Raw genomic sequence first — 22,309 nt, 5'->3', positions numbered from 1 at the left:
AAGCGCGGCCGGGCTTCAGGAGCCCTGGCCGCCCGTCTCCGGGTCCGGGAGCGGCAGGTCCGGGCCGGGCGACTCGTCCGGCGACGGAGGCGGCTCCTCCTCCGACGCGGTCGGGTCCGGGTCCTCCGGCTGCGAGGGCTGCTCGTTCGACGGCGCCGGGTCCTCCGGCGTCTCGGGGACCTCGTTGGTGGGCTGGTCGCTGGACCAGCCCGGGTCGCCGGTCTGCTCCGGCGGGTACGGCTGCTGGTTGCCGCCGGTGTCGCCCGGCACCGTCTCCTCGTCGGTCTCCTCGTCGGAGGGCGAGGGGGACGGCGACGGGGACCCCTGCGAGGACGAGGTGGACGGCTTGACCGGCGTCTTGTTCTCGTTCCCGGTGTCGCTGTTCTTCACCGCCCAGGCCACGCCGCCGACGACCGCCAGCACCGCGAGCAGCGCGATCAGCCACATCCGGCCCTTGCCGCCGCCCTTGCCGGGCCGGCCGCCGCCCTCGTAACCCCCGTCGTCCATGCCGGGCTGCCGGATCATCGGCTGCTGCATGGTGCCCGGGTCGGGGTGCGGGAGGCCGGCCTGGCCGCCCATGCCACCGACGCCCATGGCCGGGGTGTGCCCGCCCTCGTGCATGTCGACGGGGCCGGTGTTCCAGGTGTGGGTGTGGCTGCCCTGCTGCTGGAGCATCTGGAGGCCGTACTGGACGAGGCCGCGCATCTCCTCGGCGCTCTGGAACCGGTCGTCCGGGTCCTTGGCGAGGGAGCGCATGACCAGCCCGTCCAGCTCCGGCGGCGCCGCGTCGGAGACCTCGGAGGGCGGGACCGCCTGGTCCTGCACGTGCTGGTAGACCACCGAGAGCGGCGTCTCCCCGGTGAAGGGGGGCCGCAGCGCCAGCAGCTCGTAGAGGAGGCAGCCGGTGGCGTAGAGGTCGGAGCGGTGGTCGACGGCCTTGCCGAGCGCCTGCTCAGGGGAGAGGTACTGCGGAGTACCCATCACCATGCCGGTCTGCGTCATCGTCGACTGGGCGCCGTGCAGCGCGCGGGCGATGCCGAAGTCCATGACCTTGACGGCGCCGGCGTGGGTGATGATGACGTTGGCCGGCTTGATGTCGCGGTGGACGATGCCGTGCTGGTGGCTGTAGGCGAGCGCCTCCAGGACACCGGAGACGATGATGAGCGCCTGCTCGGGTCCGGGTGCCTCCGCGTTGACCAGGAGGTCGCGGATGGTGTGGCCCTCGACGATCTCCATCACGATGTAGGGGACGGTGCTGTTGCCGACCCGGTCCTCGCCCGAGTCGTAGACCGCGACCACCGCGTGGTGGTTGAGGCCCGCGACCGACTGTGCCTCGCGGGTGAAGCGGGCCTTGGAGACGGGGTCCTCGGCCAGGTCCGAGCGGAGCAGTTTCACGGCGACGGTCCGGCCGAGCCGGACGTCCTCGGCCGCGAAGACCTCCGCCATACCGCCCCGGCCGAGTCTGCGGGTCAGCCGGTAGCGGCCGTCGCCGACGAGACCGCCGTTGCCCCACAGTTCCGGGGCGTCATGGGAGTCCGACATGTCGCCGCCAGTCGCCTCGGGGTCGGACGGGCCCTGAGCGCGCTGCGTCTGTGCCATCGGTCCTCGCCGTCGTGTCTTGATCGTCACTGTCCACGCGCTCGACGTACTCAGAGGTACTCGGCTCTCGCCCGGAGAGTCGCGCGGGTGCTCCGACGGGTCACGCTACAGCCTCATGAGGCCCCGCCGTTCCGAGATGGACCGGCCATCAAACCTCGAAACCCGCCTACGGGGCAAATCCCCCACCGCCCCTACCATCCCTTCCCCGGCGCTCCCGCGCGCCCTTCCGCGATTCCCCCGCGGCCCCCGGGCCTCAGGCGCGGGCCCTGTCTCGTACGGTCACGGAACGGCCACCCGGCTTGACGTGTCCGTGGCCTGCGGCAGACTTGGCCAGAATGTAGGGATCACCGACCGGCGGGCACTCACCGTGCCGATGGGGGACGCACGACATGAGCCAGGACGGCGCACAGGGCCGGTACGCGGGGCGGGCGGTGGCCGGTGGGCGCTACCAGCTCCGGGATCTGCTGGGCGAGGGCGGCATGGCCTCCGTGCACCTGGCCTACGACTCGGTCCTCGACCGCCAGGTGGCGATCAAGACCCTCCACACCGAGCTGGGCCGCGAGGCCGCCTTCCGCGAGCGGTTCCGCCGCGAGGCGCAGTCCGTGGCCAAGCTCACCCACACCAACATCGTCTCCGTCTTCGACACCGGTGAGGACGACCTCGGCGGTACGGCGACGCCGTACATCGTCATGGAGTACGTCGAGGGGCGGCCGCTCGGCTCGGTCCTCGACGATGCGGTGGCGCGGCAGGGCGCGATGCCCGCCGACCAGGCGCTGAAGATCACCGCCGACGTGCTGGCGGCGCTGGAGATCAGCCACGAGATGGGCCTGGTCCACCGCGACATCAAGCCGGGCAACGTCATGATGACCAAGCGCGGCGTCGTGAAGGTCATGGACTTCGGCATCGCCCGCGCCATGCAGTCCGGCGTCACCTCCATGACGCAGACCGGCATGGTCGTCGGCACCCCGCAGTACCTCTCGCCCGAACAGGCCCTTGGCCGCGGCGTCGACGCCCGCTCCGACCTGTACTCGGTCGGCATCATGCTCTTCCAGCTGGTCACCGGCCGGCTGCCGTTCGAGGCCGACTCGCCGCTCGCCATCGCCTACGCGCACGTGCAGGAGGAGCCGGTCCCGCCCTCCTCGGTCAACCGCGCGCTCCCCCCGGCGGTGGACGCGCTGGTCGCCCGCGCGCTGAAGAAGAACCCGAACGAGCGGTTCCCCACCGCCGAGTCGATGCGCGACGAGTGCCTGCGGATCGCCCAGTCGCTCCAGCCCGCCGCCCCGAGCATCGTCCCCGGCTCGCAGACGCAGAGCGGCGCGGGCGTCGGCTCGGCCGTCTTCCCGCCGGTCGGCCAGCAGCCGCCCAGCACCGGACCGGTCCAGACGCCGTACCAGCCCGGCCCGTACACCGCGCAGACCCCGCCGCCGCAGCACCACCCCGTCCCCACCCCGGCGCCCGGCTACGGCTACCCGCAGCAGTCCGGCTACGCCACCCCGCAGCCCTACGGCCACCACCAGGCCCCGGCCACGCCGCCGCCGTACGCGGTCCAGCAGCAGGGCCAGGACGGCGGTGGCAAGCGGCCGATGCCGCTGATCGCCGGCTCGATCGTGGTGGCGCTGCTGGCGATAGGCGGTCTGATCACCGCCCTCGCCCTCCAGAACGACGACGAGAACAAGGCGGGCGGCTCCGGCGACCCGGGCACCTCTCAGGGTGAGGAGAAGGGCGCCGAGAAGCCCGGCTTCCGCGGCCCGGACCTCACCAAGACGATGGACGTCGAGGAGTGCACCGAGCCGGACGAGTCGTACAACGACCCGGACAAGATCCGCGTCCCCGACTTCACCTTCACCAACATCACCTTCGTGAAGAAGTGCATGCAGGCCGCGAAGTGGAAGTACGACACCACCAGCATCGACGAGAACGCCTACGGCAAGGACACGGTCATGCGGCAGACGCCGAAGGCCGGCAGCGAGGTCGACCCGGACGACATGCCGGAGATCCAGCTCGACGTCTCCAGCGGCAACCCGAGCTGACCCGCGACCGACCTGCCCGAGGGGCCGGGAGCGCCACCGCGCGTTCCCGGCCCTTCGGCGTCCCCGGCCTTCCGCTTCGGGGCGGGGCCGCTCACCCGGTGACCGGCCCGGCCCGCAGCCGCTCCACCAGCTCCTGCTCGGCCGCCTCCGCCCCGGCATCGGTCCATTCGCGCCCGAACGGCACCCAGCGCAGCCGCCTGCCTCGCGGGTCCAGCACGTGCCCGGCGTGCTTGATCTGCCAGAGGGTGACGGCCCGGTCGGCGACGGTGAGCTGCGGGAACCGCTGGAGGAGGGCGGCCTCGAAGGGCTGGATCCCGGCGGTCGAGCGCAGCCAGACGGTGAACATGAGGTTGTACGGGCCGGAGAGCGTCGTGCACTGGCGGGTCTCGCGGAGCGCGGAGAGGCGGGCGGTGACGCGGGCGGTGTCGGCGGCGGGCACCGTCCCCCAGAGCGTGGCGCTGACCGGCCAGCCCGAGACCGAGTGGGCCGCCTCGCAGCGGTAGGAGATCGCCCCGGCCGCGTCCAGCCGCTCCAGCCGCCGCCGCACCGTGGTGGGGCTGAGGCCGGTACGCGCGGCGAGGTCGGCGGCGCTCTGCCGGCAGTCCTCGCCGAGCCGCAGGATGAAGTGGACGTCGGCCTCGCTGAGCGCGCCCGTCGGCCGTCCCGCCCGGTCGTGCGCGGCCGGGCCGAGGGCGGTGCGCCGGTCCGGGGTGAGGCGGTCCAGGCGCCAGCGGCTGCCCTCGGTGTGCAGGGCGGTGGCGAGCTGGGTGCGGGTCCGGGCGACGCCGGGGAGCCGGCCGAGGCGGAAGGTGAGATAGCGGTTGAGGTCGGCCGGGGTGGCGAAGACGGCGGTGAGGATCAGGTCGCGGGAGCCGGTGGCGTGCTCGATGTTGAACAGCGGCCGGTCGTCGACGAGTTCGGCGCACACCTCGTGCAGGCGGCCCGGCACGCAGTCGACCTCGATGTAGGCGACGAGCATGCCGTCGAGGTGGGCCGGGTTCGGGTGGCAGCTCTGCCAGGCCAGTCCGGCCCGGGTCAGCCGCGACCAGCGGCGGGCGGCCGTGGTGGCGTCCACGTCGACGGCGGCGCCGATCTGCCGCCAGTCGGCGCGCGGGGCGTGCTGGAGCGCGGTGATCAGCAGGAAGTCGAGCTCGTCCAGCACGGGCACTCCGGTCGCCTCGGTCCGCCTCCCCGGCCCCGCACAAGCCCCGGGGGGCGTGCGGGACGTGGCGGATTGCTGCAATGGATCATGTGCGGTGGCGGATTCCTGTGCGTACGGCCGGACACCTGCACGTCGGGCGCACGATACCGGCCATGACGCATCTCACGGACTCCCCCGCCGCCCCGGGCTCCCCCGCCGAACCGGCCACGCTCACCGACCTCCGACGGCTGCGCCGCGCCCTGCACCGCGAGCCGGAGATCGGCCTCCACCTGCCCCGTACCCAGGCGGCCGTGGTCGACGCGCTCGCGGGACTGCCCCTGGAGGTCACCCGCGGCAAGGCGCTCAGCTCGGTCACCGCCGTCCTGCGCGGCGGCCGGCCGGGCCCCGCCGTCCTGCTCCGCGCCGACATGGACGCCCTGCCCGTCCAGGAGGAGACGGGACTGCCGTACGCCTCCCGGACCGACGGGGCGATGCACGCCTGCGGTCACGACCTGCACACCGCCGGGCTGGTCGGCGCGGCGCGGCTGCTGGCGGCGCGCAGGACGGAACTGGCCGGGGACGTGGTGTTCATGTTCCAGCCGGGTGAGGAGGGCTGCGACGGGGCCGCCCTCATGATCGAGGAGGGCGTGCTGGAGGCGGCCGGGCAGCGCGTCGTCGCCGCGTACGCCTTGCATGTCTTCTCGACGCGGCTGCCGCTCGGCATGGTCACCACCCGCCCCGGCACGATGCTCGCGGCCAGCGACGCCTTCGACGTCACGGTGACCGGGCGCGGCGGCCACGGCTCCATGCCGCATCTGACCCGGGACCCGGTGGTGGCCGCCTGCGAGATGGTCACCGCGCTCCAGACCCGCGTCGCCCGCGAGATCGACGTGCAGGACCCGGCGGTGGTCAGCGTCGGCTCCCTGCACGCGGGGACGGCCCGCAACGTCGTCCCGTCCGAGGCCCGCTTCGAAGCGACCGTGCGGACCTACTCCGAGACCGCCCGCGACCAGGTGCAGCGGCTGGTGGAGCGGACCCTGCACGGCATCGCGCTCGCCCACGACGTCACGGTGGACGTGGAGTACGCGCGCCAGTACCCGGCCACCGTCAACCCGCCGGAGGAGGCCGCGTTCGCCCTCTCCACCGCCGCCGGCCTGTTCGGGACGGACCGGGTGGTCGAGGGGGAGCGCCCGGTCTCCGGCTCCGAGGACTTCTCCCGCGTGCTGGAGGAGGTCCCCGGCGCTTTCCTCGCCGTGGGCGCCTGCCCGCCCGGGGCCGACCTCGCCACCGCCCCGGTCAACCACTCGGCACAGGCCGTCTTCGACGACGCGGTCCTCGGCGACCAGGCAGCGCTGCTCGCCGCGCTCGCCGTCGGCGCGCTGGACCGGCACGCGGCGGGAGACGGGGCGTGAGCGCGGGCGGGGTTCCGCCGGTGGACAAGGGCGGCGTGGCCGACGCGGCGCCGGGGGCCGGGCCGGGGGAGCTCAAGGTCGGCGCCGTCGTCGGCGTCCTCGTGCTGTTCGAGCTGATGAGCGGCTTCCTCCAGACCGGCATCACCCCGCTGCTGCCCGCCCTCGGCGACCACCACGGAGTCTCCGACTCGGCGCTGAACTGGGTGATCTCGGTGCAGTTGCTCTCCGGTGCCGTCCTGGTGCCGGTCTTCGGCCGGCTCGGCGACCTGCGCGGCCGCCGGCTGATGCTGCGGATCGCCCTCGTCTGCGTGGCGGCGGGCAGTTTCCTGGTGGCGCTCGCCCCGAACTTCACGGTGCTGCTGCTCGGCCGCGTCCTCCAAGGCGCGCTGGTGGCGCTGCTGCCGCTGGAGATCGCCCTGGTCCGCGACCGGCTCCCGGTCGACCGCGCCCGCAGCGCCATCGCCCGGCTGGTGGGCGCGCTCACCCTGGGCAGCCTGATCGGCGCCGTGGTGATGGGCGCGGTCGCCAAGGCGGTCGACGACCTCACCGTGGTCCTGCTGCTGCCCGCCGTCTTCGCCCTGGTCTGCGTGCCCGTCTCGATGCGCTGGGTCCCCGAGACCCGGGCCCGGGCGGGCGGCTCGGCCGACTGGCCGGGGATGGTGCTGCTGGGCCTGACGCTGCTGGCGCTGCTCGGCGGGGTGTCGCGTGCCGAGGAGGGGAGCTGGCTCTCGGCGGCCGTGCTGGGGCCGCTGCTGGTCAGCGTGGTGCTCGGCGTCTGCTGGGTGCGGTGGGAGCTGGGCCGGGCGGAGCCCCTGGTGGACCTGCGGGCGATGCGCGGGCGCCGGGTGGCGCCCTTCTACCTGGTCTCGTTCTTCTTCGGCGTCATGTACTTCGGCAGCCAGTCGCCGAACACCACCTTCCTCGCCGCCGACCCGGCCGAGACCGGCTACGGTTTCGGGCTCTCCGCCCTGCAGATCGCCCTGGTCACCCTCCCGGCCACGGTCGCGGCGCTGCTCACCTCGTCCGGGACGGCGCTGATCGCCCGGCGGCTCGGCTACCGGGGGACGCTGGCGCTCTCCTTCGCCCTGATGACCACCGGGTTCCTGGCGCTGGCGGCCGCCCACGGCAGCGTGACGCAGGTCGTGGTGGCGCTGCTGGTCTGCGGTACGGGCATCGGGGCGGCGCTCAGCGCGATGCCGACGGTGATCGTGGAGGCGACCGACCCCGCCAGGACCGGTGTCGCCTCGGCGCTCTACAACAACGTCAAGACGGTCGGCGGCGCGGTCGCGGGCGGCGCCGCCGCCTCGGTCCTCGGCGCCTTCACCCCGGCCGGCTCCCACACGCCGGGCGAGTCCGGCTACCTGGTGCTCTGGCTGGTGTGCGCCGTCTGCGGCCTGGGCGCGGTGGCCGGGGTGGCGGTCGCCCGGCGCTCGGAGGGCACGGGGGCGGACGGCCCGGCAGCGCCCGTCGCCTCGGCGATTCAGGCGGAATCCGCCCGCTGAGCGGGGCGTAAGGCGGGGGGCGGGCCCGGGCCGGGGCGCCCGGCTGCGTCCCGTGCGGGACGGCGGTCGGGCGGCCCTCGGCGGGGGCGACGACCCGGTGGGCCAGGGACCCGGTGGGCCAGGGACCCGGTGGCCGTGGCCTAGAGGTACGGGCCTCCGGTGCGGCCGGCGGCGGGGGAGGCGCCGTCGGCCTCCTCGGGGGCGACGCCGGGCGGCAGTGCGCGGCGCATCTGCTCCAGCTGGGCACGGGCCGCCATCTGCTGGGCGAAGAGCGTGGTCTGGATGCCGTGGAAGAGGCCCTCCAGCCAGCCGACCAACTGCGCCTGGGCGATGCGCAGCTCCGCGTCGCTCGGGGTGGCCTCGTTGGTGAAGGGCAGCGAGAGCCGCTCCAACTCCTCGACCAGTTCGGGGGCGAGGCCGTCCTCCAGTTCCTTGACGGAGCTGGAGTGGATGTCCTTGAGGCGGTTCCGGCTCGCCTCGTCGAGAGGAGCCGCGCGCACTTCCTCCAGCAGTTGCTTGATCATGCTGCCGATGCGCATGACCTTCGCGGGCTGCTCGACCATCTCGGTCACCGGCACTTCGGTGGATTCGTCGTCGCCGCCGCCCAGCGCCATCCCGTCCTCTCCCACGATCAGGACCTGCGGGTTCTCCGTCGAGCGTGACGACCGTTCGTTCCTGGGCATCTCCATGGCCCCATTCTGTCGCACTCAGATCCGACGCACGCGCAGGGCGACGAAGACCAGGCCGAGGCCGAGCCCGACCATGATCAGTCCCCCGCCCAGCGGCAGCGTGTGCAGGGAACGCCCCGAGGTACGGGCCATCGCCCGCTGCTCGGTGCTCTGCCCGGTGCCCGGCGCCTCGGCGACGTCCGACGCGGCGTCCTCCTCGGTGGGCCCCGCGTCGGCGCCCTGATCGCGCGGGACGACCGGCGAGGTGTGGGGGGCTGCCCGGTACGCCGTCTCCCCGTGGGGCGCGGGCAGCGACTGCGCGGGCTCCCGCCGGTGCTCCCGGGGGTGCGGCGAGGGCGAGGGCGGCGCCGAGGGAGAGGCGGCCGCCTCCGGCTCCCGCGGCACCGCCTCGACCCCCGGGAGCTGCCCGGTGGGGTCCACGGCGGCTCCGGGAAGGTCCGGGGTGGCCTCGGGGCTCGGCGTACGGTCCGGCGGAGCCGGGCGGGCAGGGGGCCTCGGCGGGTCCAGCATGCCGAGGGGGTGGTGGTCCTGCGGCAGGGCTGACTCCGTACCCGGGTCGTGGCGGTGGGCGTCGCGCGGGTGGCCGAGCATGCCGGTCCGGCCCGCGGTCTCGCTCTCGCCGAAGCCGGGGGACCGACCCCAGGGAGCCCCCGGGTCGGTGCGGCCAGGCCGCTCCCGTCCGGCACCGGCCGCGTTCCCCACGGTGGAGGGGCCGGGGTCGGGCCGGGCGGGCGGGGCCGCGAGTGCGGGGTCCGCCGGGACGGCGAGCAGAGCCAGGGCGGTGAGCAGGAGTGCGGGGAGCGCGGTACGCCGTGCGGGCACGCGCCGGTTCTCGCCGGTGATCACGTCATTGCCCCCTGTCGGAGCCGGGTCGCTGAGCCGTCCGGGAAGACGACCGCGCCCACGGGCCTGAGCCGTACTGCCCCGGCCCCCATGGATCGATCGACGGAACCAGCGTCACACGGGCCCCGCACCCCGGCATCTCGGTTACCCAGCGCTTCCGCCCCCAAGCCCCGCGTACGGGTGAGCGGGGCGCCGCCTGTGCGGACGGTGCCCGAGTCCGGGCGGGCGTCAGCCGGTGGCGCGCTCCAGATCGGTGGTGAGGCGGCGGGTGCGCTCCATCGTCCAGCCCGCGGCGAGCAGACCGGAACCGGCGGCGAAGGCGGGGACGGAGACGACGAGGAGCGTGACCGGCGTCGTCCAGTCACGGGCGGTCGCGCACTGCCGCTCGTGCCGGTCCTCGTCGTTCATCATCGACGGATCGCGGTACCGGTCCGAGCGGTCCGCGAAAGCCGGCGGCACGCAGCTCTCGGAGCTCCCGTCCACCCCATGCGGCACGAACACCTGCCAGGCGGCCCACCCCCAGCCGACCACGGCGACCACCAGCGACGCCAACCCCCAGCCCTGGAGGCGGCCCGCCTGGGCCTGAAAGTCCCGTTCAACGGCTGCTGGATGCATGCCAGCTCTCCCCACGATCGTCCCGCCACCTGTCGCCATCCCGCCGAGCCCACCGAACCACCGGTGCGGTCACCCCGCGGCCGACGTGGACGATAACGCGCCCAGGCAACAGCCCTGCGACAGCCACGGCATGACCGCCCGTCATCCACCACCCAGCAAAGAAATCAGCTCGACCAAAACTCAGCCCGGCCAGCGCTTGAGGCCACAGTTCACCCCCATCAGCCGACGCGGAAGAGGCCAGCCCAGCCAAAACCAGCCCGGCCGATGCTTGAGGCCACACTCCATGCCCAGCCAAAATCCAGCCCGGCCAGCGCTTGAGGCCACACCCCATGCCCAGCCAAAATCCAGCCCGGCCGGCGCTTGAGGCCACACCCCAAACCCAGCCGACGCCGGGGAGCACAGCCCATAGCCAAAATCCAGCCCGGCCGGCGCTTGAGGCCACCCCACCCCTCACCCCAAGCGCAGCCGGCCAAGGCTCACCCGGTGGTGAGCAGCACCTTGCCGATGTGACTGCTCTCCTCCAGGACCTGGTGCGCGACAGCCGCATCCCGCATGGGCACCTCGCGGTCCACGATCGGCCGGACGCGCCCGGAGTCGACGAGCGGCCACACATGCTCCCGCACGGCGGACACAATGGCCGCCTTCTCGGAGGCGGGACGACCTCGGAGCGAGGTGGCGGTGACGGCGCCCCGCTTGTTGAGGAGGGTGGCGATGTTGAGTTCCGCCTTGATGCCGCCCTGCATCCCGATGATGGCGAGCCGCCCGTTGGTGGCGAGCGCCTGCACGTTCCGGTCCAGGTACTTGGCGCCCATGATGTCGAGGATGACGTCGGCTCCCGCGCCGGCGGTGACCTCGCGGATCTCCTCCACGAAGTCCTGCTCGCGGTAGTTGATCAGGAAGTCCGCGCCCAGCTCGCCGCAGAACCGCAGCTTCTCCTGACACCCCGCGGTCACCGCGACCTTGGCACCGACCGCCTTGGCCAACTGGATCGCCATGGTCCCGATACCGCTGGCCCCGCCGTGCACCAGCAGCGTCTCGCCCGGCCGGAGCTGCGACACCATGAAGACGTTGGACCAGACCGTGCAGACCACCTCCGGCAGGGCCGCCGCCGTCTTCACGTCGACTCCGGCCGGTACGGGCAGGAGCTGGCCCGCCGGAACGGCCACCTTCTCGGCGTACCCGCCGCCCGACAGCAGGGCGCACACCTCGTCGCCCACGGACCACCCGGAGACACCGGGGCCGAGCTCCGCGACACGGCCGGAGCACTCCAGGCCGGGGTAGGGGGAGGAGCCGGGCGGCGGGTCGTAGAAGCCCTGCCGCTGAAGCAGATCGGCTCGGTTGACGGCGCCCGCGACGACCTCGACGAGCACTTCGCCCTCGCCGGGCACCGGGTCGGGGACAGGGGCCCAGACCAGGGCCTCGGGTCCGCCGGGTTCGGGGATCGTGATCGCATGCATAGCCGCGAGGCTACGCCAGTGGGAGGCGGTCCCGGCTGCCCGACGGGCCCACGCCGCGCCGGGGCTTGAGACGAAGCCGGGCGGACGTTTCACGTGAAACATCCATCGAAAGGCGGCGACTCCGCTTCTCGCGATGTTTCACGTGAAACATCGCGGCTCGGCACGGGTTCGGCAGCTTCATCCGGCTTAAGAGCTTGTGGGCGTTGAGCGACGTTTCACGTGAAACATGTCCTGGCCCGCGCCCGGGGGACAGGCCACAGAGCGCGAGCCGCAGGCCGACTCACGGCAGCGGGCGCTTCGGCCCCGCCGCCGTGGGGCGGACCGGGGTCGTCCCGGGCTTGTTGTGGATGATGGTGATCACCCGGTCGGTGAGCTGGAGGGTGCCGATGGCCGGGTCGTCGTAGCCCATGAGGCGGTGGCCGCGCAGGACGCTGACCACGAGGTCGCCGGTCTCCCGGGGCGTCTTGCCCACCTCGGCCTTTATCACCGGGCGTTCGACCAGGTCGAGGCCGCTGCCCTGCTGGATCAGGTCCTCCATCACCGTGCCGGCGCTGGGGCTGAGCACGGAGAGGCCGAGCAGTCGTCCGGCCGCGCTGGCGCTGGTGATCACGGCGTCGGCGCCGGACTGGCGGAGCAGCGGAGCGTTCTCCTCCTCGCGGACCGCGGCGACGATGTTGGCGCCCCGGTTGAGCTGGCGGCCGGTGAGGGCGACCAGGACGGCGGTGTCGTCGCGCTGGGTGGCGATGATGATCCGGCGGGCCTTCTGCGCCTCGGCGCGGAGGAGGACATCGCTACGGGTGGCGTCGCCGACGACCCCGACGAACCCTTCGGCGGCCGCCGCGTCGATCACCTTCTCGTTGGGGTCGACGATGACGATCTGCTCCTTGGAGAGCCCGGAGGCGATCACGGTCTGGATCGCCGACCGGCCCTTGGTGCCGAAGCCGACGACGACAGTGTGCTCGCGCAAGGAGGACCTCCAGCGGTTCAGCCGCCACTCCTCCCGAGTCCGCTCGGTGAGGACCTCCAGCGTGGTGCCGACCAGGATGATCAGGAAGGCGACCCGCAGAGGGGTGACGGCGAGGATGTTGATGAGCCGCGCGCTGTCGCTGACCGGCACGATGTCGCCGTAGCCGGTGGTGGAGAGCGTGACGGTGGCGTAGTAGAAGGCGTCGAGGAAGTCGACGGAGCCGTCGGCGTTGTCACCGTAACCGTCGCGGTCCAGGTAGACGATGAGGACGGTGATCATCAGGACGACGAGCGCCATCGACAGGCGCTTGGCCACCTGGAGGAGCGGACGTTCGACGACGCGGTGCGGCAGTTTCACGCGGTGCGTGACGAGGTGTTCGTCCGCGTCCCGCGCCATGGCGTCCTGGCCGGGCAGTTTCACGTGAAACCGCCGCCCCCACCCGACCACGGCAGAGCCAGCAGCTCCACCAGGTCTCCGGCCTCGGCCCCGCCGGGGCCCACCACCGCCAGCGCGTCCGCGGTGGCGACGCCGCGCAGCATCGCCGGACCGCCGAAGCTGAGTGCCCGCGCCTGTCCCGCCTCCACCCGCACCGGAATCAGCCGGGTGTCGGACGGGTGCCCCTGAGTGGGGGTGTCCAGGATGGCAGTCGGGGCGGAAACCGTGGTCGCGGTGCCAGGCGACGCGGTGGCCGCGAGCGGGTCGGTGGAGAGCTGCACCCGGCGAGTCTCGTACACGTCCGGGAGGACACCGCCGCCGGGGGTACGTCCCGCCGCCGGCCGCTGCCGGAGCGGCGCACCGGCAAGGCCGCGCAGCAGGGGGACGGCGAGAGTGAGCAGCCCGCAGACGGCGGCGAGCGGATTGCCGGGCAGGCCGACCAGGTGCTGGCCGGGAGCGGTACGCGCCAGCAGCATCGGATGGCCCGGCCGGACCGCGACGCCGTCGACCAGCAGCTCGGCGCCGAGCCGGTCGAGCGTCGGGTGGACGAAGTCGACGGGCCCCGAGGCGGTCCCGCCGGTGGTGACGACGAGGTCGGCCTCCGAGGCGGCGAGGGCCCTGGCCAGCGCATCGGGCCGGTCCCCGAGCCGCTCCACCGTGCGGACCTCCGCGCCCAGCACCCGCAGCCAGTGCGGCAGCATCGGGCCGAGGGCGTCGCGGATCAGGCCGTCCTCGGGGAGTCCCGAGGTGAGCAGTTCATCGCCGAGGACGAAGAGATCGACGGTGGGGCGGGCGTGGACCGCCAGCGCGTCGTACCCGGCGGCCGCCGCCAGCCCCAGAACCGCCGGGGTCACCGCACTCCCGGCGGGCAGCAGAGTGTCACCGGTGCGGCACTCCTGGGCGCGCGGACGGATGTCCTGACCCTGGATCACCTCGTGCCGCGGGTGGAGCCGACCGTGGGCGTCGAGGTGGCCGTGCTCGGTGCGGATGACGGCGGTCACCTCACGCGGGACCCGGGCGCCGGTGGCGATCGGCACCGCCTCCCCGTCGGCCATCGCCTCGCCCGACTGCCCGGCCAGCACGCCGTCGGGACGGACCTGCCAGGGGCCCGGACCGGCGACCGCCCAGCCGTCCATCGCCGAGGTGTCGAAGGGCGGCAGATCGGTGAGGGCGGCCAGCGGCCGCGCCAGGACCAGCCCGAGCGCGTCGGCGGGCGGGAGTTCCAGCGCGGGCCGTGCCCCGGCGGTCCGCTCCCGGACGGCCTGCCCGGCCCGCCCGGCCACCTGTACGGCCTCGGACCAGGCGGTCACGGCGTGGCTCTCGCGCCTGGCACCGCCCGTTCGGTGGCCCGCCGCCGCACCACTGTCGGCCACGGCGGTCGCCGTGCGGCCCGACCCGGTGGCCGCCCGCTCGCCCCCCTCCCCGTCCGGAGCCGCGTACGACCGTGCGCCGCCACCCGGGCCACTGGGCCGGGGCGGGCTCGCCTGGCCGGGCGGCTCGGGCCCGTACTCGGCGGGCCATCCGGCCCGGGCGGAGGGGGCCCCGGCCTCGGGAACGGCCTGGTCGGCGGAGGCGCGGGCGTCCACCGGCCCGTCGGCGGCGCCCCGCGGCACGTCACCGGTCTGGCCGTCGGCCTCCTGGTCGTACGGAGCGGGGGCGGGCTCGTCGCGGGTGCGGCGCGCGGAGGCGTCGTTGACCAGGGCGAGGAGGCTGTCGAAGCCGTCCGGGTCGGGGGCCGGGCCGCCGCTCATCCGGTGCCTGCCCCGGGCTCGGGCGGTACCTCGGCCGCCCAGCGCTCGGCGAGGTCGGCGGCCTTGCGGGCCGCCTCGGCCACCGCTTCGGGCCCGCCGCCCGCACGGCCCGCCGCGTACCCCACCAGGAAGGTGGTCAGCGGGGCCGCGGGGCGCTCGACGCCGTGGGCGGCGTCGCGGGCGAGGTCGAGAAGAAGGCGGATGTCGACGTCCAGGTCGATACCGAGTTCTTCCTTGGCTGCCAAGATCCATTCATCCAACACGTGTCCATGCTCCCTGATCCGCGCCCGGGCCGCCGCGAGGTCCCCCCAGGTGTCGCAGTCGAACGAGATCGGCGCGTCCGGCGCCTCGGCCAGGTGGGCCAGGTTCAGACGGGAGGTCAGCCGCCGCAGCGGAAGCCCCGTCAGGTCGCCCTCCTCGGAGTGGATCCGGTCGAGTGCCCGGGCCAGCGGGGCTCTGCGATAGGCGCCGACCAGCGGCTGGTCCCGGCCCTCGGCGTCCCGGGCCAGAACGGCGTCCGCCTCACTCTCCGCGAGCCGCCCGAGCAGGGCGCGTACGGCCGCCGCGTCCACGAACGGCAGGTCCGCCGAGAGTACGACCACGGCGCCGGGCCCGTCCCCGCCACCGGCAGCCCGCACCCCCGCCGCCAGCGCGGCGAGCGGCCCCCCGCCCGCAGGCTCCTCCCGAGCCCACACCACCTCCCGGAAAACCGTCCGAGGCTCCGCCACCACCACCGTGGTCACCGCCCCACCGCAGGCGGCGAGCACCCGGTCGAGCAACGCCCGCCCCCCGACCCGCAACCCCGGCTTGTCAGCACCCCCGAGCCGCCGCGCCCCACCCCCGGCAAGCACCACGGCATCGAACGCCACCACCGCGGCGGACGCTTCGCCCCCGCTCCCAGCCCGCGCACAGCCCACCTCGGCGCGAGCGACATCCCCAGACCCAATGACCATGCCCCCGAGTATGCGCGGGCCCGCCCCGCACCCCTCCGCCCCCACCGCCGACTGGCCCTGCCAAACAACAGCCCCACTGAAGCCGCAACCACGCAACCTCACCCACCCCGGCCCGCCCCTCCACGACCCCGGACCAGGGCTGAACCACACCGGACCGCCCCCCAGCCCACCCACAACCGACCAGCACTGGAGCCCACACCCCACCCCCAATCCCAGCCCGCCGACGCTTGAAACGACACCCCCCCGGCCGACGCTTGCGACCACACCGCAGCCCACATCCAGCCCGGCCGGCGCTTGAGGCCACACCCCAGCCCACCCAGCCCGGCGGGCGTAGGCCCACACCTCAGCCCAATTCCAGCCCGGCCGGCGCTTGAGGCCACACCCCAGCCCGGCCGGCGCTTGAGGCCACCCCAGCCCGGCCGGCGCTTGAGGCCACACCCCGGCCCGCCGGAACCCAAGGGCCCCCAGCCAACCGCCCCCTAACTCAGCCCGGCCGGCGCTTGAGGCCACACCCCGGCCAAGCGGCGCAGCCCACCCCTTCACACCCCCCGCAACAACACCGCCGGCTGCTCCACACAATCAGCCACGTACCGCAGGAACCCCCCGGCCGCCCCACCGTCACAGACCCGGTGGTCGAAGGTGAGGGAGAGCTGCGTGACGTGCCGGACGGCCAACTCGCCCTCGTGGACCCACGGCTTGGGAATGATGCGCCCCACGCCGAGCATCGCGGCCTCGGGATGGTTGATGATCGGTGTGGAGCCGTCGACCCCGAAGACGCCGTAGTTGTTCAGCGTGAAGGTGGACCCGGTGAGCTCCCCGGGGGTAAGCGACCCGGCCCTGGCCGAGGCGGTGAGGCGGGCCAGTTCCTCGCTGAGGGACTCGGCGCTGCGGGTGTGGGCGTCGCGCACCACGGGCACGACCAGCCCCCGGTCGGTCTGCGCGGCGAAGCCGACGTGGACCCGCTCCAGCCGGACGATCTCGCGGGCCTCGGTGTCGACCCGGGCGTTCAGCTCGGGACAGCGGGCCAGCGCGGCGGTGCAGATCCGGGCGAGCAGCGCCAGCAGCGAGATTTTCGGGGCGTCCGGCCCGCCCGCCGCGTTCATCGCCCGCCGGGTGGCGAGCAGTTCCGTGGCGTCGGCGTCGACCCAGCAGGTCGCCTCCGGGATCTCCCGGCGGCTGCGGCTCATCTTGTCGGCGACGACCCCGCGCAGCCCGCGTAGCGGAATCCGCACCTCGCCCGCGTCGGCGGCCACCGCCGCGACGGCCGATGCCGCCTGCTCTGCGGGTGCCGCGGCCACCTCCGAGGGCTTGGCGCCCGCGCCGATCGCGCGCTCCACGTCCGCCCGGAGGATCAGCCCGTCGGGCCCCGACCCGGTCAGCGTCCGCAGCTCGACCCCGTTCTGCCGGGCCAGCCGCCGGACCAGCGGGGAGATGACCGGCACCGGGCCGGTCGAGGGCGCGGTGGCGTCCCGCCCCGGCACGTCGGGGGTGACCGCGTGGCGCCCGTACCCGGAGGCCACACCGTTCACCGAGCCGGTGCTCGGCGCCGGCGCGGGAGCGGAGACAGCGCCGGGCGTGCCCTGAGCGGGCCGGACGCGTCCGCGGCGGGCGGGCGGCGCCCCCGTGCCGTACCCGACCAGGACGGCCCCGGAGGTCTCCCCCGCGTCCTCGTCCTCAGCCGCGTCGGGCGCCTGGGCGCCGGTCACGTCCGCGTCCGTACCGCCGGCCGGCGGGCCCCCGGCACCGACGGTGCCGGCCGCTCCGACCGCGACGGTCAGCAGCGGCGCCCCGACGGCCAGTTCCTCGCCCTCCTCGCCGAACCGCGCGGTGACCACGCCCCCGTACGGGCAGGGCACCTCGACCATCGCCTTGGCGGTCTCGACCTCGACCACGGGCTGGTCGACGGTGACGACCTCGCCGACCTCCACCAGCCAGCGCACGACCTCCGCCTCGGTCAGTCCCTCACCGAGGTCGGGCAGCTTGAACTCCTTGACCTCGGCCATCAGCTCCGCGCCTCCCACTGCAACCGCTCGACGGCGTCGAGGACCCGGTCGACGCCGGGCAGGTGGTGCCGCTCCAGCATCGGCGGCGGGTAGGGGATGTCGAATCCGGCGACCCGCAACACGGGCGCCTCCAGGTGGTGGAAGCAGCGCTCGGTGACGCGGGCGGCGATCTCCGCGCCGGGCCCGCCGAAACCGACGGCCTCGTGGACGACCACGGCCCGCCCCGTCCTGCGCACCGAGGCGCAGACGGTCTCGTCGTCGAAGGGGACCAGCGACCGCAGGTCCACCACCTCCAGCTGCCGCCCGTCGGCCCGCGCGGCCTCGGCCGCCTCCAGGCAGACCGGCAGCGAGGGCCCGTAGGTCAGCAGGGTGGCGTCGGTGCCGGTGCGGCGGACCACGGCCCGCCCGATCGGCTCGACCTCGGTCGGCGCCTCGGGCGACCAGTCGGACTTCGACCAGTAGAGCCGCTTCGGCTCCATGAAGACCACCGGGTCGTCCGAGGCGATGGCGGCGCGCAGCATCCCGTACGCGTCCTCGACGGTCGCCGGGGTCACCACGTGCAGGCCGGGCGTGGCCATGTAGTACGCCTCGGAGGAGTCGCTGTGGTGCTCGACGCCGCCGATCCCGCCGCCGTAGGGAATGCGGATGGTGATCGGCAGGGGCATGGCGCCCCGGGTGCGGTTGCGCATCTTGGCGACGTGCGAGGCGAGCTGCTCGAATGACGGGTAGGCGAACGCGTCGAACTGCATCTCCACCACCGGCCGCAGGCCGTACATGGCCATGCCGACGGCGGTGCCGAGGATTCCGGCCTCGGCGAGCGGGGTGTCCGTACAGCGGTCGTCGCCGAACTCGGCGGCCAGGCCGTCGGTGATCCGGAAGACGCCGCCGAGCGTGCCGACGTCCTCGCCGAGCACGTGGACGGATCCGTCCTCGGCCATGGCGTCGCGCAGGGCGCGGCCGATGGCCTGGCCCATGGTGGCGGGCTTGGCCGCCTTGGTGCGGCGGGCCGGGCGCGCGTCGGCGGACCCGGTCTTCCCGGACGTCCCGGTCGTCTCGGGGGCGGAGGCGGTCATCGGAGTTCCTCCCCGTGGGCGGCGGTGTCCTGCTCGGCGGCGGCTTCGGCGTCGAGTTCGGCGCGCAGTTGCGCGGCCTGCTCCCGCAGCTGCGGGGTGGGCTCGGCGTAGACGTGGGCGAAGAGGTCGGCGGGGGCCGGCTCGGCGTCGGCGTTCATCCGCTCGCGGAGGGAGGCGGCGAACCTCTCGGCGTCCTCGCGGACCGCCGCGAACTCGTCCTCGTCGGCGAGCCCGCGGGCCCGCAGCGCGGCCTCGACCAGCTCCACCGGGTCGTGGGCGCGCCATGCCTCGACCTCGTCGGCGCTTCGGTAGCGGGTGGCGTCGTCGGCGTTGGTGTGGGCGTCGACGCGGTACGTGATCGCCTCGACCAGGGTGGGGCCGCCGCCCTCGCGGGCCCGGCGTACCGCCTCGGCGAGGACGGTGTGGACGGCGGCCGCGTCGTTGCCGTCGACCAGGCGGCCCGGCATGCCGTAGCCGACGGCCTTGTGGGCGAGGGAGGGGGCGGCTGTCTGCTTGTCGAGCGGGACCGAGATCGCGAAGCCGTTGTTCTGCACCAGGAAGACGACGGGCGCCTGCCAGACGGCGGCGAAGTTGAGCGCCTCGTGGAAGTCGCCCTCGCTGGTCCCGCCGTCACCGACCATGGCCAGCGCCACCACGTCGTCGCCCTTGAGCCGCGCCGCGTGGGCGAGGCCGACCGCGTGCGGCAACTGGGTGGCGAGCGGCGTGGAGAGCGGCGCGATCCGTACGGCTTGCGGGTCGTACCCGGTGTGCCAGTCACCGCGCAGCAGCGTGAGCGCCTCCATCGGGTCGAGGCCCCGGGCGACGGCGGCGAGCGTGTCGCGGTAGCTGGGGAAGAGCCAGTCGCGCTCCTGGAGGACCAGTGCGGCGGCGACCTCGCAGGCCTCCTGCCCGGTAGAGGAGGGGTAGACGGCGAGGCGGCCCTGCTTGGTGAGGGCGGTGGCCTGCGTGTTGTAGCGGCGGCCCAGTACCAGCTCGCGGTGGAGGCGCTTGAGGAGGGCGGGGTCGACGTCCCCGGCCGCGTCCGTCCCGAGGACCCGGAAGGGCGACTCGTCGGGCAGCAGCGGCCCGGGGTCGACGCGCGGGCGCCAGGCGGGCGGCGTGGCGGTGTGGCCCGCCGCCTCGGGTGCGTCTTCCGGGCCGGTGCGCCGGCGCCGGTCGACGACCGGCGTACTCTGCCGCTTCTTCGACACGTCGCCTCCTCCTCGTCACGAACAGTCACACAGGGACGGCGCGCCCGCACGGCGTGCTGTGACGCGCCTCACCTACCGATTGTTCGGTCGACAAGGCATTTTGGCTACAGGCGACCTCAGGATGTGGACGAACGGTTCTGCGCGGTACGGGTTGGGCACAGGTCGTCCATAGGGCGGGCCCGCCGGGAGTGGGGAGCGATACGAATGGCCGAGCACACGGAGCCGCGGCCGCTGGACGCCGTCGACCGGAACATCCTCCGACTGCTCCAGGCGGACGGCCGCGCCTCGATCCGGTCGGTCGCCGACACCGTGCACGTCTCCCGGGCCAACGCCTACGCCCGCATCAACCGCCTCATGGACGACGGCGTCATCCGGGGCTTCGGCGCGCGCGTCGACCATGAGCGCGCCGGGCAGGGGGCCTGCGCGTACATCACCCTCAAAATCGTCCAGAACTCCTGGCGCACCGTCCGCGAGGAGCTCCGCCGCCTCCCCGGCGCCGCCCACATAGCCCTGGTCAGCGGCGACTTCGATGTCCTCCTCATGGTCCACGCCCCCGACAACCGCGCCCTACGCGAACTGGTCCTCACCCGCCTCCAGTCCATGCCCGATGTCCTCTCGACGAGGACACTGCTGGTGTTCGAGGAGGAGGAGCTGCCTCCCGACGGGTGAGCGGGCAGGCCTGTCGGCCGACCTTCCAGCGCGGCCGACCCCACCGCGGCCGGCGCTTGAGGCCATCTTTGACAGTGGCTGGAGCGGCCACAGCCACCCTCGCAGCCAGACCGGCGACTGAGGCCCCCACGTCAGAGACGGCCTCAAACGCCGGCCAGGCTGAGATCGGTCGGCCGGACAACCACCGGCCAGGCTGAGGCCGGTCGGCCGGACCGCGTCAAGCACCCCCAGCCGACCACCAGGTCCCTACGCCGCCCGCAGCCCCGCAAAGGCGATCCGCACCACCGCGTCGGCAACGTCGGCCCCACTGCCGACGGGCCCCTCCTCGTAGGGCGACCCCTGATCCCCGGCCCGAGGCACCCCCTCGGGCCGATACCACTCGACCACAGAGTTGATCATCCCGAACAACAACCGCGTGGCCATCCGCACCTCGACGTCGTCCCGCAGCTCCCCCTCCTCCACGGCCGCCGAGAAGAGCCCGGCCACCCGGTGGTCGAACTCGCGGCGCCGCTCCAGCGCCCACCGTTCGGTGTCGGTGTTGCCGCGCACCCGCAGCAGCAGGGTCACGTAAGGGAGTTCGGTGACGAGCACCTCGACGGTGCGGCGGGTGACGTACTGCGCGCGCTCCAGCGGGCGGCCGGTGACCGCGCCCTCCTCGTCCAGGACGGCGAAGAGCCCGTCGATGGCGCGGCTGACGGCGCGGCGCAGCAACTCCTCCTTGCTGGAGACGTGGTGGTAGATCGAGGACTTGGAGATTCCGGCGGCCTGCGAGAGGTGCTCCATGGAGGTGCCGTCGTAGCCGCGCTCGTTGAAGACGCGCACCGCCACCGAGAGCAGCGTCTGCGGCGTGTACGTGTCGCGCCCGCTCCGTGCCCCGCGCCCCGCGCCCCGCCCCCGCTGCCCGGCCGTGGCCGCGCTCGGCGAGCCGCCGCCCTGGTGTGCTGTCATGCCCGCGATCCTCCCGTACGGATACCGGCGCCTCGCCCCGGGGGTCCACCCGCCCGAACCGACCGATCGTTCGGGCAATCTAACGCGATCCTGCCGCCGAGCCCACCCGGACCCTCAGGCGGACGGCGCCCCTGGGCCCGCTCCCGGCGCCGCCGCGGAGGCGGAGGCCCAGTGGAAGAGGGTCATGCCCACGCTGGTCGCCAGGTTGTAACTGGAGACCTGGGGGCGCATCGGCAGGGCGACCAGGTGGTCGGCGCGAGCGCGCAACGCGGCCGAGAGCCCGTGCCGCTCGGAGCCGAAGGCCAGCAGGGCGTCGTCCGGCAGCGTGGTCCCCCGGATGTCGGCGCCCTCCGGGTCGAGGGCGAAGAGGGGGCCGTCGGGGAGCTCTGGGACCTCCAGCGGGGCGACCGCCGTGGCGAAGTGCAGCCCGGCGCCGCCGCGCACCACCGTCGGGTGCCACGGATCGAGCGGCCCGGTCGTCACCACTCCGGTCACCCCGAAACCGGCGGCCAGCCGCACCACGGCCCCCGCGTTGCCGAGGTGGCGCGGCTGGTCCAGCACCACCACCGGCGTCCGGCGCTCCCCGGCCCGCAGCGCCGCCGCCACGGCGACCGGATCGGGCCGCACCGCGAGCGCCGCCACCCCGGTCGGGTGCGGGCGCGGCACCAGCCCGCGCAACGCCTCCGCGCCCACCTCGACCAACAGCCGCGCCAGCACACCCGCAAGGTCCGGCGCCAGCTCCGCCGCCAGCCCCAGCGCCCCCGCCCGGTCGGAGCAGAGCGCCACCGGGACCACCGCACCGAACCGGAGAGCATGCTTCAGCGCGTGGAACCCCTCCAGGAGTACGTGGCGGGGCGCGGCCTCCGGCGCCGCACCGCAGCCGGATCCGGGGGCCAGGCCGCGCCAGCGCGCCAGCGCCTCGTCCGGTCCGGCGGCGGGTAGCGGGACAACGGGCGGAACCGACGGCTCCGGGTGGGCCCCGGTCGGGCCGTACGCGTTCATGGCGGGAAG

18 protein-coding genes are annotated in these 22,309 nt (G+C 74.3%); 4 read left to right on the top strand and 14 right to left on the bottom strand.

Features of this window, described 5'->3' with window-relative positions:
• Window positions 1-15 precede the first annotated feature (15 nt).
• A complete protein-coding gene (locus ACFWMZ_RS21795; protein WP_383203535.1) occupies window positions 16-1,599 on the bottom strand; it encodes a protein kinase in 1,584 nt (527 codons plus the stop codon).
• A 389-nt stretch (window positions 1,600-1,988) separates the two neighbouring features.
• Here ACFWMZ_RS21795 and ACFWMZ_RS21790 point away from each other — a divergent pair, with 389 nt between their 5' ends.
• Window positions 1,989-3,629, top strand: a complete 1,641-nt coding sequence (locus tag ACFWMZ_RS21790) for a protein kinase (RefSeq protein WP_383203532.1) — start codon at window positions 1,989-1,991, stop codon at window positions 3,627-3,629.
• A 91-nt stretch (window positions 3,630-3,720) separates the two neighbouring features.
• Here the strand turns inward: ACFWMZ_RS21790 and ACFWMZ_RS21785 are convergent, their stop codons facing one another.
• Entirely contained in the window at window positions 3,721-4,791 is a 1,071-nt protein-coding gene (locus ACFWMZ_RS21785; protein WP_383172270.1) for an Lrp/AsnC family transcriptional regulator, read from the bottom strand.
• Window positions 4,792-4,943: 152 nt separating this feature from the next.
• Here ACFWMZ_RS21785 and ACFWMZ_RS21780 point away from each other — a divergent pair, with 152 nt between their 5' ends.
• Together ACFWMZ_RS21780 and ACFWMZ_RS21775 are read left to right on the top strand one after the other, a co-directional pair.
• Window positions 4,944-6,182 (top strand): M20 family metallopeptidase, encoded by a 1,239-nt coding sequence (locus tag ACFWMZ_RS21780; RefSeq protein WP_383203529.1) that lies wholly within the window; start codon window positions 4,944-4,946, stop codon window positions 6,180-6,182.
• Complete coding sequence (locus ACFWMZ_RS21775) at window positions 6,179-7,684, top strand: MFS transporter (RefSeq protein WP_383203526.1); 1,506 nt, start codon at window positions 6,179-6,181, stop codon at window positions 7,682-7,684. Before ACFWMZ_RS21780 ends, ACFWMZ_RS21775 begins: the two co-directional genes overlap by 4 nt.
• Before the next feature lie 140 nt (window positions 7,685-7,824).
• Here ACFWMZ_RS21775 and ACFWMZ_RS21770 read toward each other — a convergent pair whose 3' ends face one another.
• From ACFWMZ_RS21770 to pdhA, 10 genes are all read right to left on the bottom strand, one after another.
• Window positions 7,825-8,373 carry a bacterial proteasome activator family protein gene (locus ACFWMZ_RS21770; RefSeq protein WP_383172278.1) on the bottom strand — a complete coding sequence of 183 codons (549 nt, stop codon included), beginning with the start codon at window positions 8,371-8,373 and terminating at the stop codon, window positions 7,825-7,827.
• An 18-nt stretch (window positions 8,374-8,391) separates the two neighbouring features.
• Window positions 8,392-9,195, bottom strand: a complete 804-nt coding sequence (locus ACFWMZ_RS21765) for a hypothetical protein (protein ID WP_383203523.1) — start codon at window positions 9,193-9,195, stop codon at window positions 8,392-8,394.
• Between the two features lie 249 nt (window positions 9,196-9,444).
• Window positions 9,445-9,831: a hypothetical protein gene (locus tag ACFWMZ_RS21760; RefSeq protein WP_383172282.1), complete on the bottom strand. Its 387-nt coding sequence runs from the start codon at window positions 9,829-9,831 to the stop codon at window positions 9,445-9,447.
• A gap of 476 nt (window positions 9,832-10,307) precedes the next feature.
• Complete coding sequence (locus tag ACFWMZ_RS21755) at window positions 10,308-11,288, bottom strand: NAD(P)H-quinone oxidoreductase (RefSeq protein ID WP_383203520.1); 981 nt, start codon at window positions 11,286-11,288, stop codon at window positions 10,308-10,310.
• Between the two features lie 280 nt (window positions 11,289-11,568).
• On the bottom strand, window positions 11,569-12,675 hold the full coding sequence (locus tag ACFWMZ_RS21750; RefSeq protein ID WP_383172287.1) for a potassium channel family protein: 1,107 nt from the start codon (window positions 12,673-12,675) through the stop codon (window positions 11,569-11,571).
• Window positions 12,672-14,441 carry a molybdopterin-binding protein gene (locus ACFWMZ_RS21745; RefSeq protein ID WP_383203517.1) on the bottom strand — a complete coding sequence of 590 codons (1,770 nt, stop codon included), beginning with the start codon at window positions 14,439-14,441 and terminating at the stop codon, window positions 12,672-12,674. Before ACFWMZ_RS21745 ends, ACFWMZ_RS21750 begins: the two co-directional genes overlap by 4 nt.
• Window positions 14,438-15,313, bottom strand: coding sequence for an NTP transferase domain-containing protein (locus ACFWMZ_RS21740; RefSeq protein WP_383172291.1), 876 nt, complete (start codon window positions 15,311-15,313; stop codon window positions 14,438-14,440). The genes ACFWMZ_RS21745 and ACFWMZ_RS21740 overlap by 4 nt, the downstream gene beginning before the upstream one ends.
• A 620-nt stretch (window positions 15,314-15,933) precedes the next feature.
• Window positions 15,934-17,397, bottom strand: coding sequence for a dihydrolipoamide acetyltransferase family protein (locus tag ACFWMZ_RS21735; protein WP_383203514.1), 1,464 nt, complete (start codon window positions 17,395-17,397; stop codon window positions 15,934-15,936).
• Window positions 17,397-18,470, bottom strand: a complete 1,074-nt coding sequence (locus tag ACFWMZ_RS21730; RefSeq protein WP_383172295.1) for an alpha-ketoacid dehydrogenase subunit beta — start codon at window positions 18,468-18,470, stop codon at window positions 17,397-17,399. The genes ACFWMZ_RS21735 and ACFWMZ_RS21730 overlap by 1 nt, the downstream gene beginning before the upstream one ends.
• The gene (pdhA, locus tag ACFWMZ_RS21725) at window positions 18,467-19,681 is read right to left on the bottom strand and encodes a pyruvate dehydrogenase (acetyl-transferring) E1 component subunit alpha (protein WP_383172297.1); all 1,215 of its coding nucleotides are present in this window, start codon (window positions 19,679-19,681) and stop codon (window positions 18,467-18,469) included. The genes ACFWMZ_RS21730 and pdhA overlap by 4 nt, the downstream gene beginning before the upstream one ends.
• Before the next feature lie 204 nt (window positions 19,682-19,885).
• Here pdhA and ACFWMZ_RS21720 point away from each other — a divergent pair, with 204 nt between their 5' ends.
• On the top strand, window positions 19,886-20,350 hold the full coding sequence (locus ACFWMZ_RS21720; protein ID WP_383172299.1) for an Lrp/AsnC family transcriptional regulator: 465 nt from the start codon (window positions 19,886-19,888) through the stop codon (window positions 20,348-20,350).
• A gap of 246 nt (window positions 20,351-20,596) precedes the next feature.
• Here ACFWMZ_RS21720 and ACFWMZ_RS21715 read toward each other — a convergent pair whose 3' ends face one another.
• Together ACFWMZ_RS21715 and ACFWMZ_RS21710 are read right to left on the bottom strand one after the other, a co-directional pair.
• A complete protein-coding gene (locus tag ACFWMZ_RS21715) occupies window positions 20,597-21,298 on the bottom strand; it encodes a TetR/AcrR family transcriptional regulator (RefSeq protein ID WP_383172301.1) in 702 nt (233 codons plus the stop codon).
• 114 nt (window positions 21,299-21,412) lie between these two features.
• The gene (locus ACFWMZ_RS21710) at window positions 21,413-22,300 is read right to left on the bottom strand and encodes a TrmH family RNA methyltransferase (RefSeq protein ID WP_383172303.1); all 888 of its coding nucleotides are present in this window, start codon (window positions 22,298-22,300) and stop codon (window positions 21,413-21,415) included.
• Window positions 22,301-22,309 lie beyond the last annotated feature (9 nt).

Source organism: Streptomyces sp. NPDC058373 (genome assembly GCF_042723275.1).
Lineage (GTDB): Bacteria > Actinomycetota > Actinomycetes > Streptomycetales > Streptomycetaceae > Streptomyces.
This window is presented reverse-complemented; position numbering and strand designations above follow the sequence as displayed.

Coding starts and splice junctions, on each gene's coding strand:
- ACFWMZ_RS21735 (WP_383203514.1), bottom strand. CDS start 17,397: ATGGCCGAGGTCAAGGAGTTCAAGCTGCCCGACCTCGGTGAGGGACTG.
- ACFWMZ_RS21760 (WP_383172282.1), bottom strand. CDS start 9,831: ATGCATCCAGCAGCCGTTGAACGGGACTTTCAGGCCCAGGCGGGCCGC.
- ACFWMZ_RS21755 (WP_383203520.1), bottom strand. CDS start 11,288: ATGCATGCGATCACGATCCCCGAACCCGGCGGACCCGAGGCCCTGGTC.
- ACFWMZ_RS21770 (WP_383172278.1), bottom strand. CDS start 8,373: ATGGAGATGCCCAGGAACGAACGGTCGTCACGCTCGACGGAGAACCCG.
- ACFWMZ_RS21795 (WP_383203535.1), bottom strand. CDS start 1,599: ATGGCACAGACGCAGCGCGCTCAGGGCCCGTCCGACCCCGAGGCGACT.
- ACFWMZ_RS21715 (WP_383172301.1), bottom strand. CDS start 21,298: ATGACAGCACACCAGGGCGGCGGCTCGCCGAGCGCGGCCACGGCCGGG.
- ACFWMZ_RS21790 (WP_383203532.1), top strand. CDS start 1,989: ATGAGCCAGGACGGCGCACAGGGCCGGTACGCGGGGCGGGCGGTGGCC.
- ACFWMZ_RS21730 (WP_383172295.1), bottom strand. CDS start 18,470: ATGACCGCCTCCGCCCCCGAGACGACCGGGACGTCCGGGAAGACCGGG.
- ACFWMZ_RS21710 (WP_383172303.1), bottom strand. CDS start 22,300: ATGAACGCGTACGGCCCGACCGGGGCCCACCCGGAGCCGTCGGTTCCG.
- ACFWMZ_RS21720 (WP_383172299.1), top strand. CDS start 19,886: ATGGCCGAGCACACGGAGCCGCGGCCGCTGGACGCCGTCGACCGGAAC.
- ACFWMZ_RS21745 (WP_383203517.1), bottom strand. CDS start 14,441: ATGAGCGGCGGCCCGGCCCCCGACCCGGACGGCTTCGACAGCCTCCTC.
- ACFWMZ_RS21780 (WP_383203529.1), top strand. CDS start 4,944: ATGACGCATCTCACGGACTCCCCCGCCGCCCCGGGCTCCCCCGCCGAA.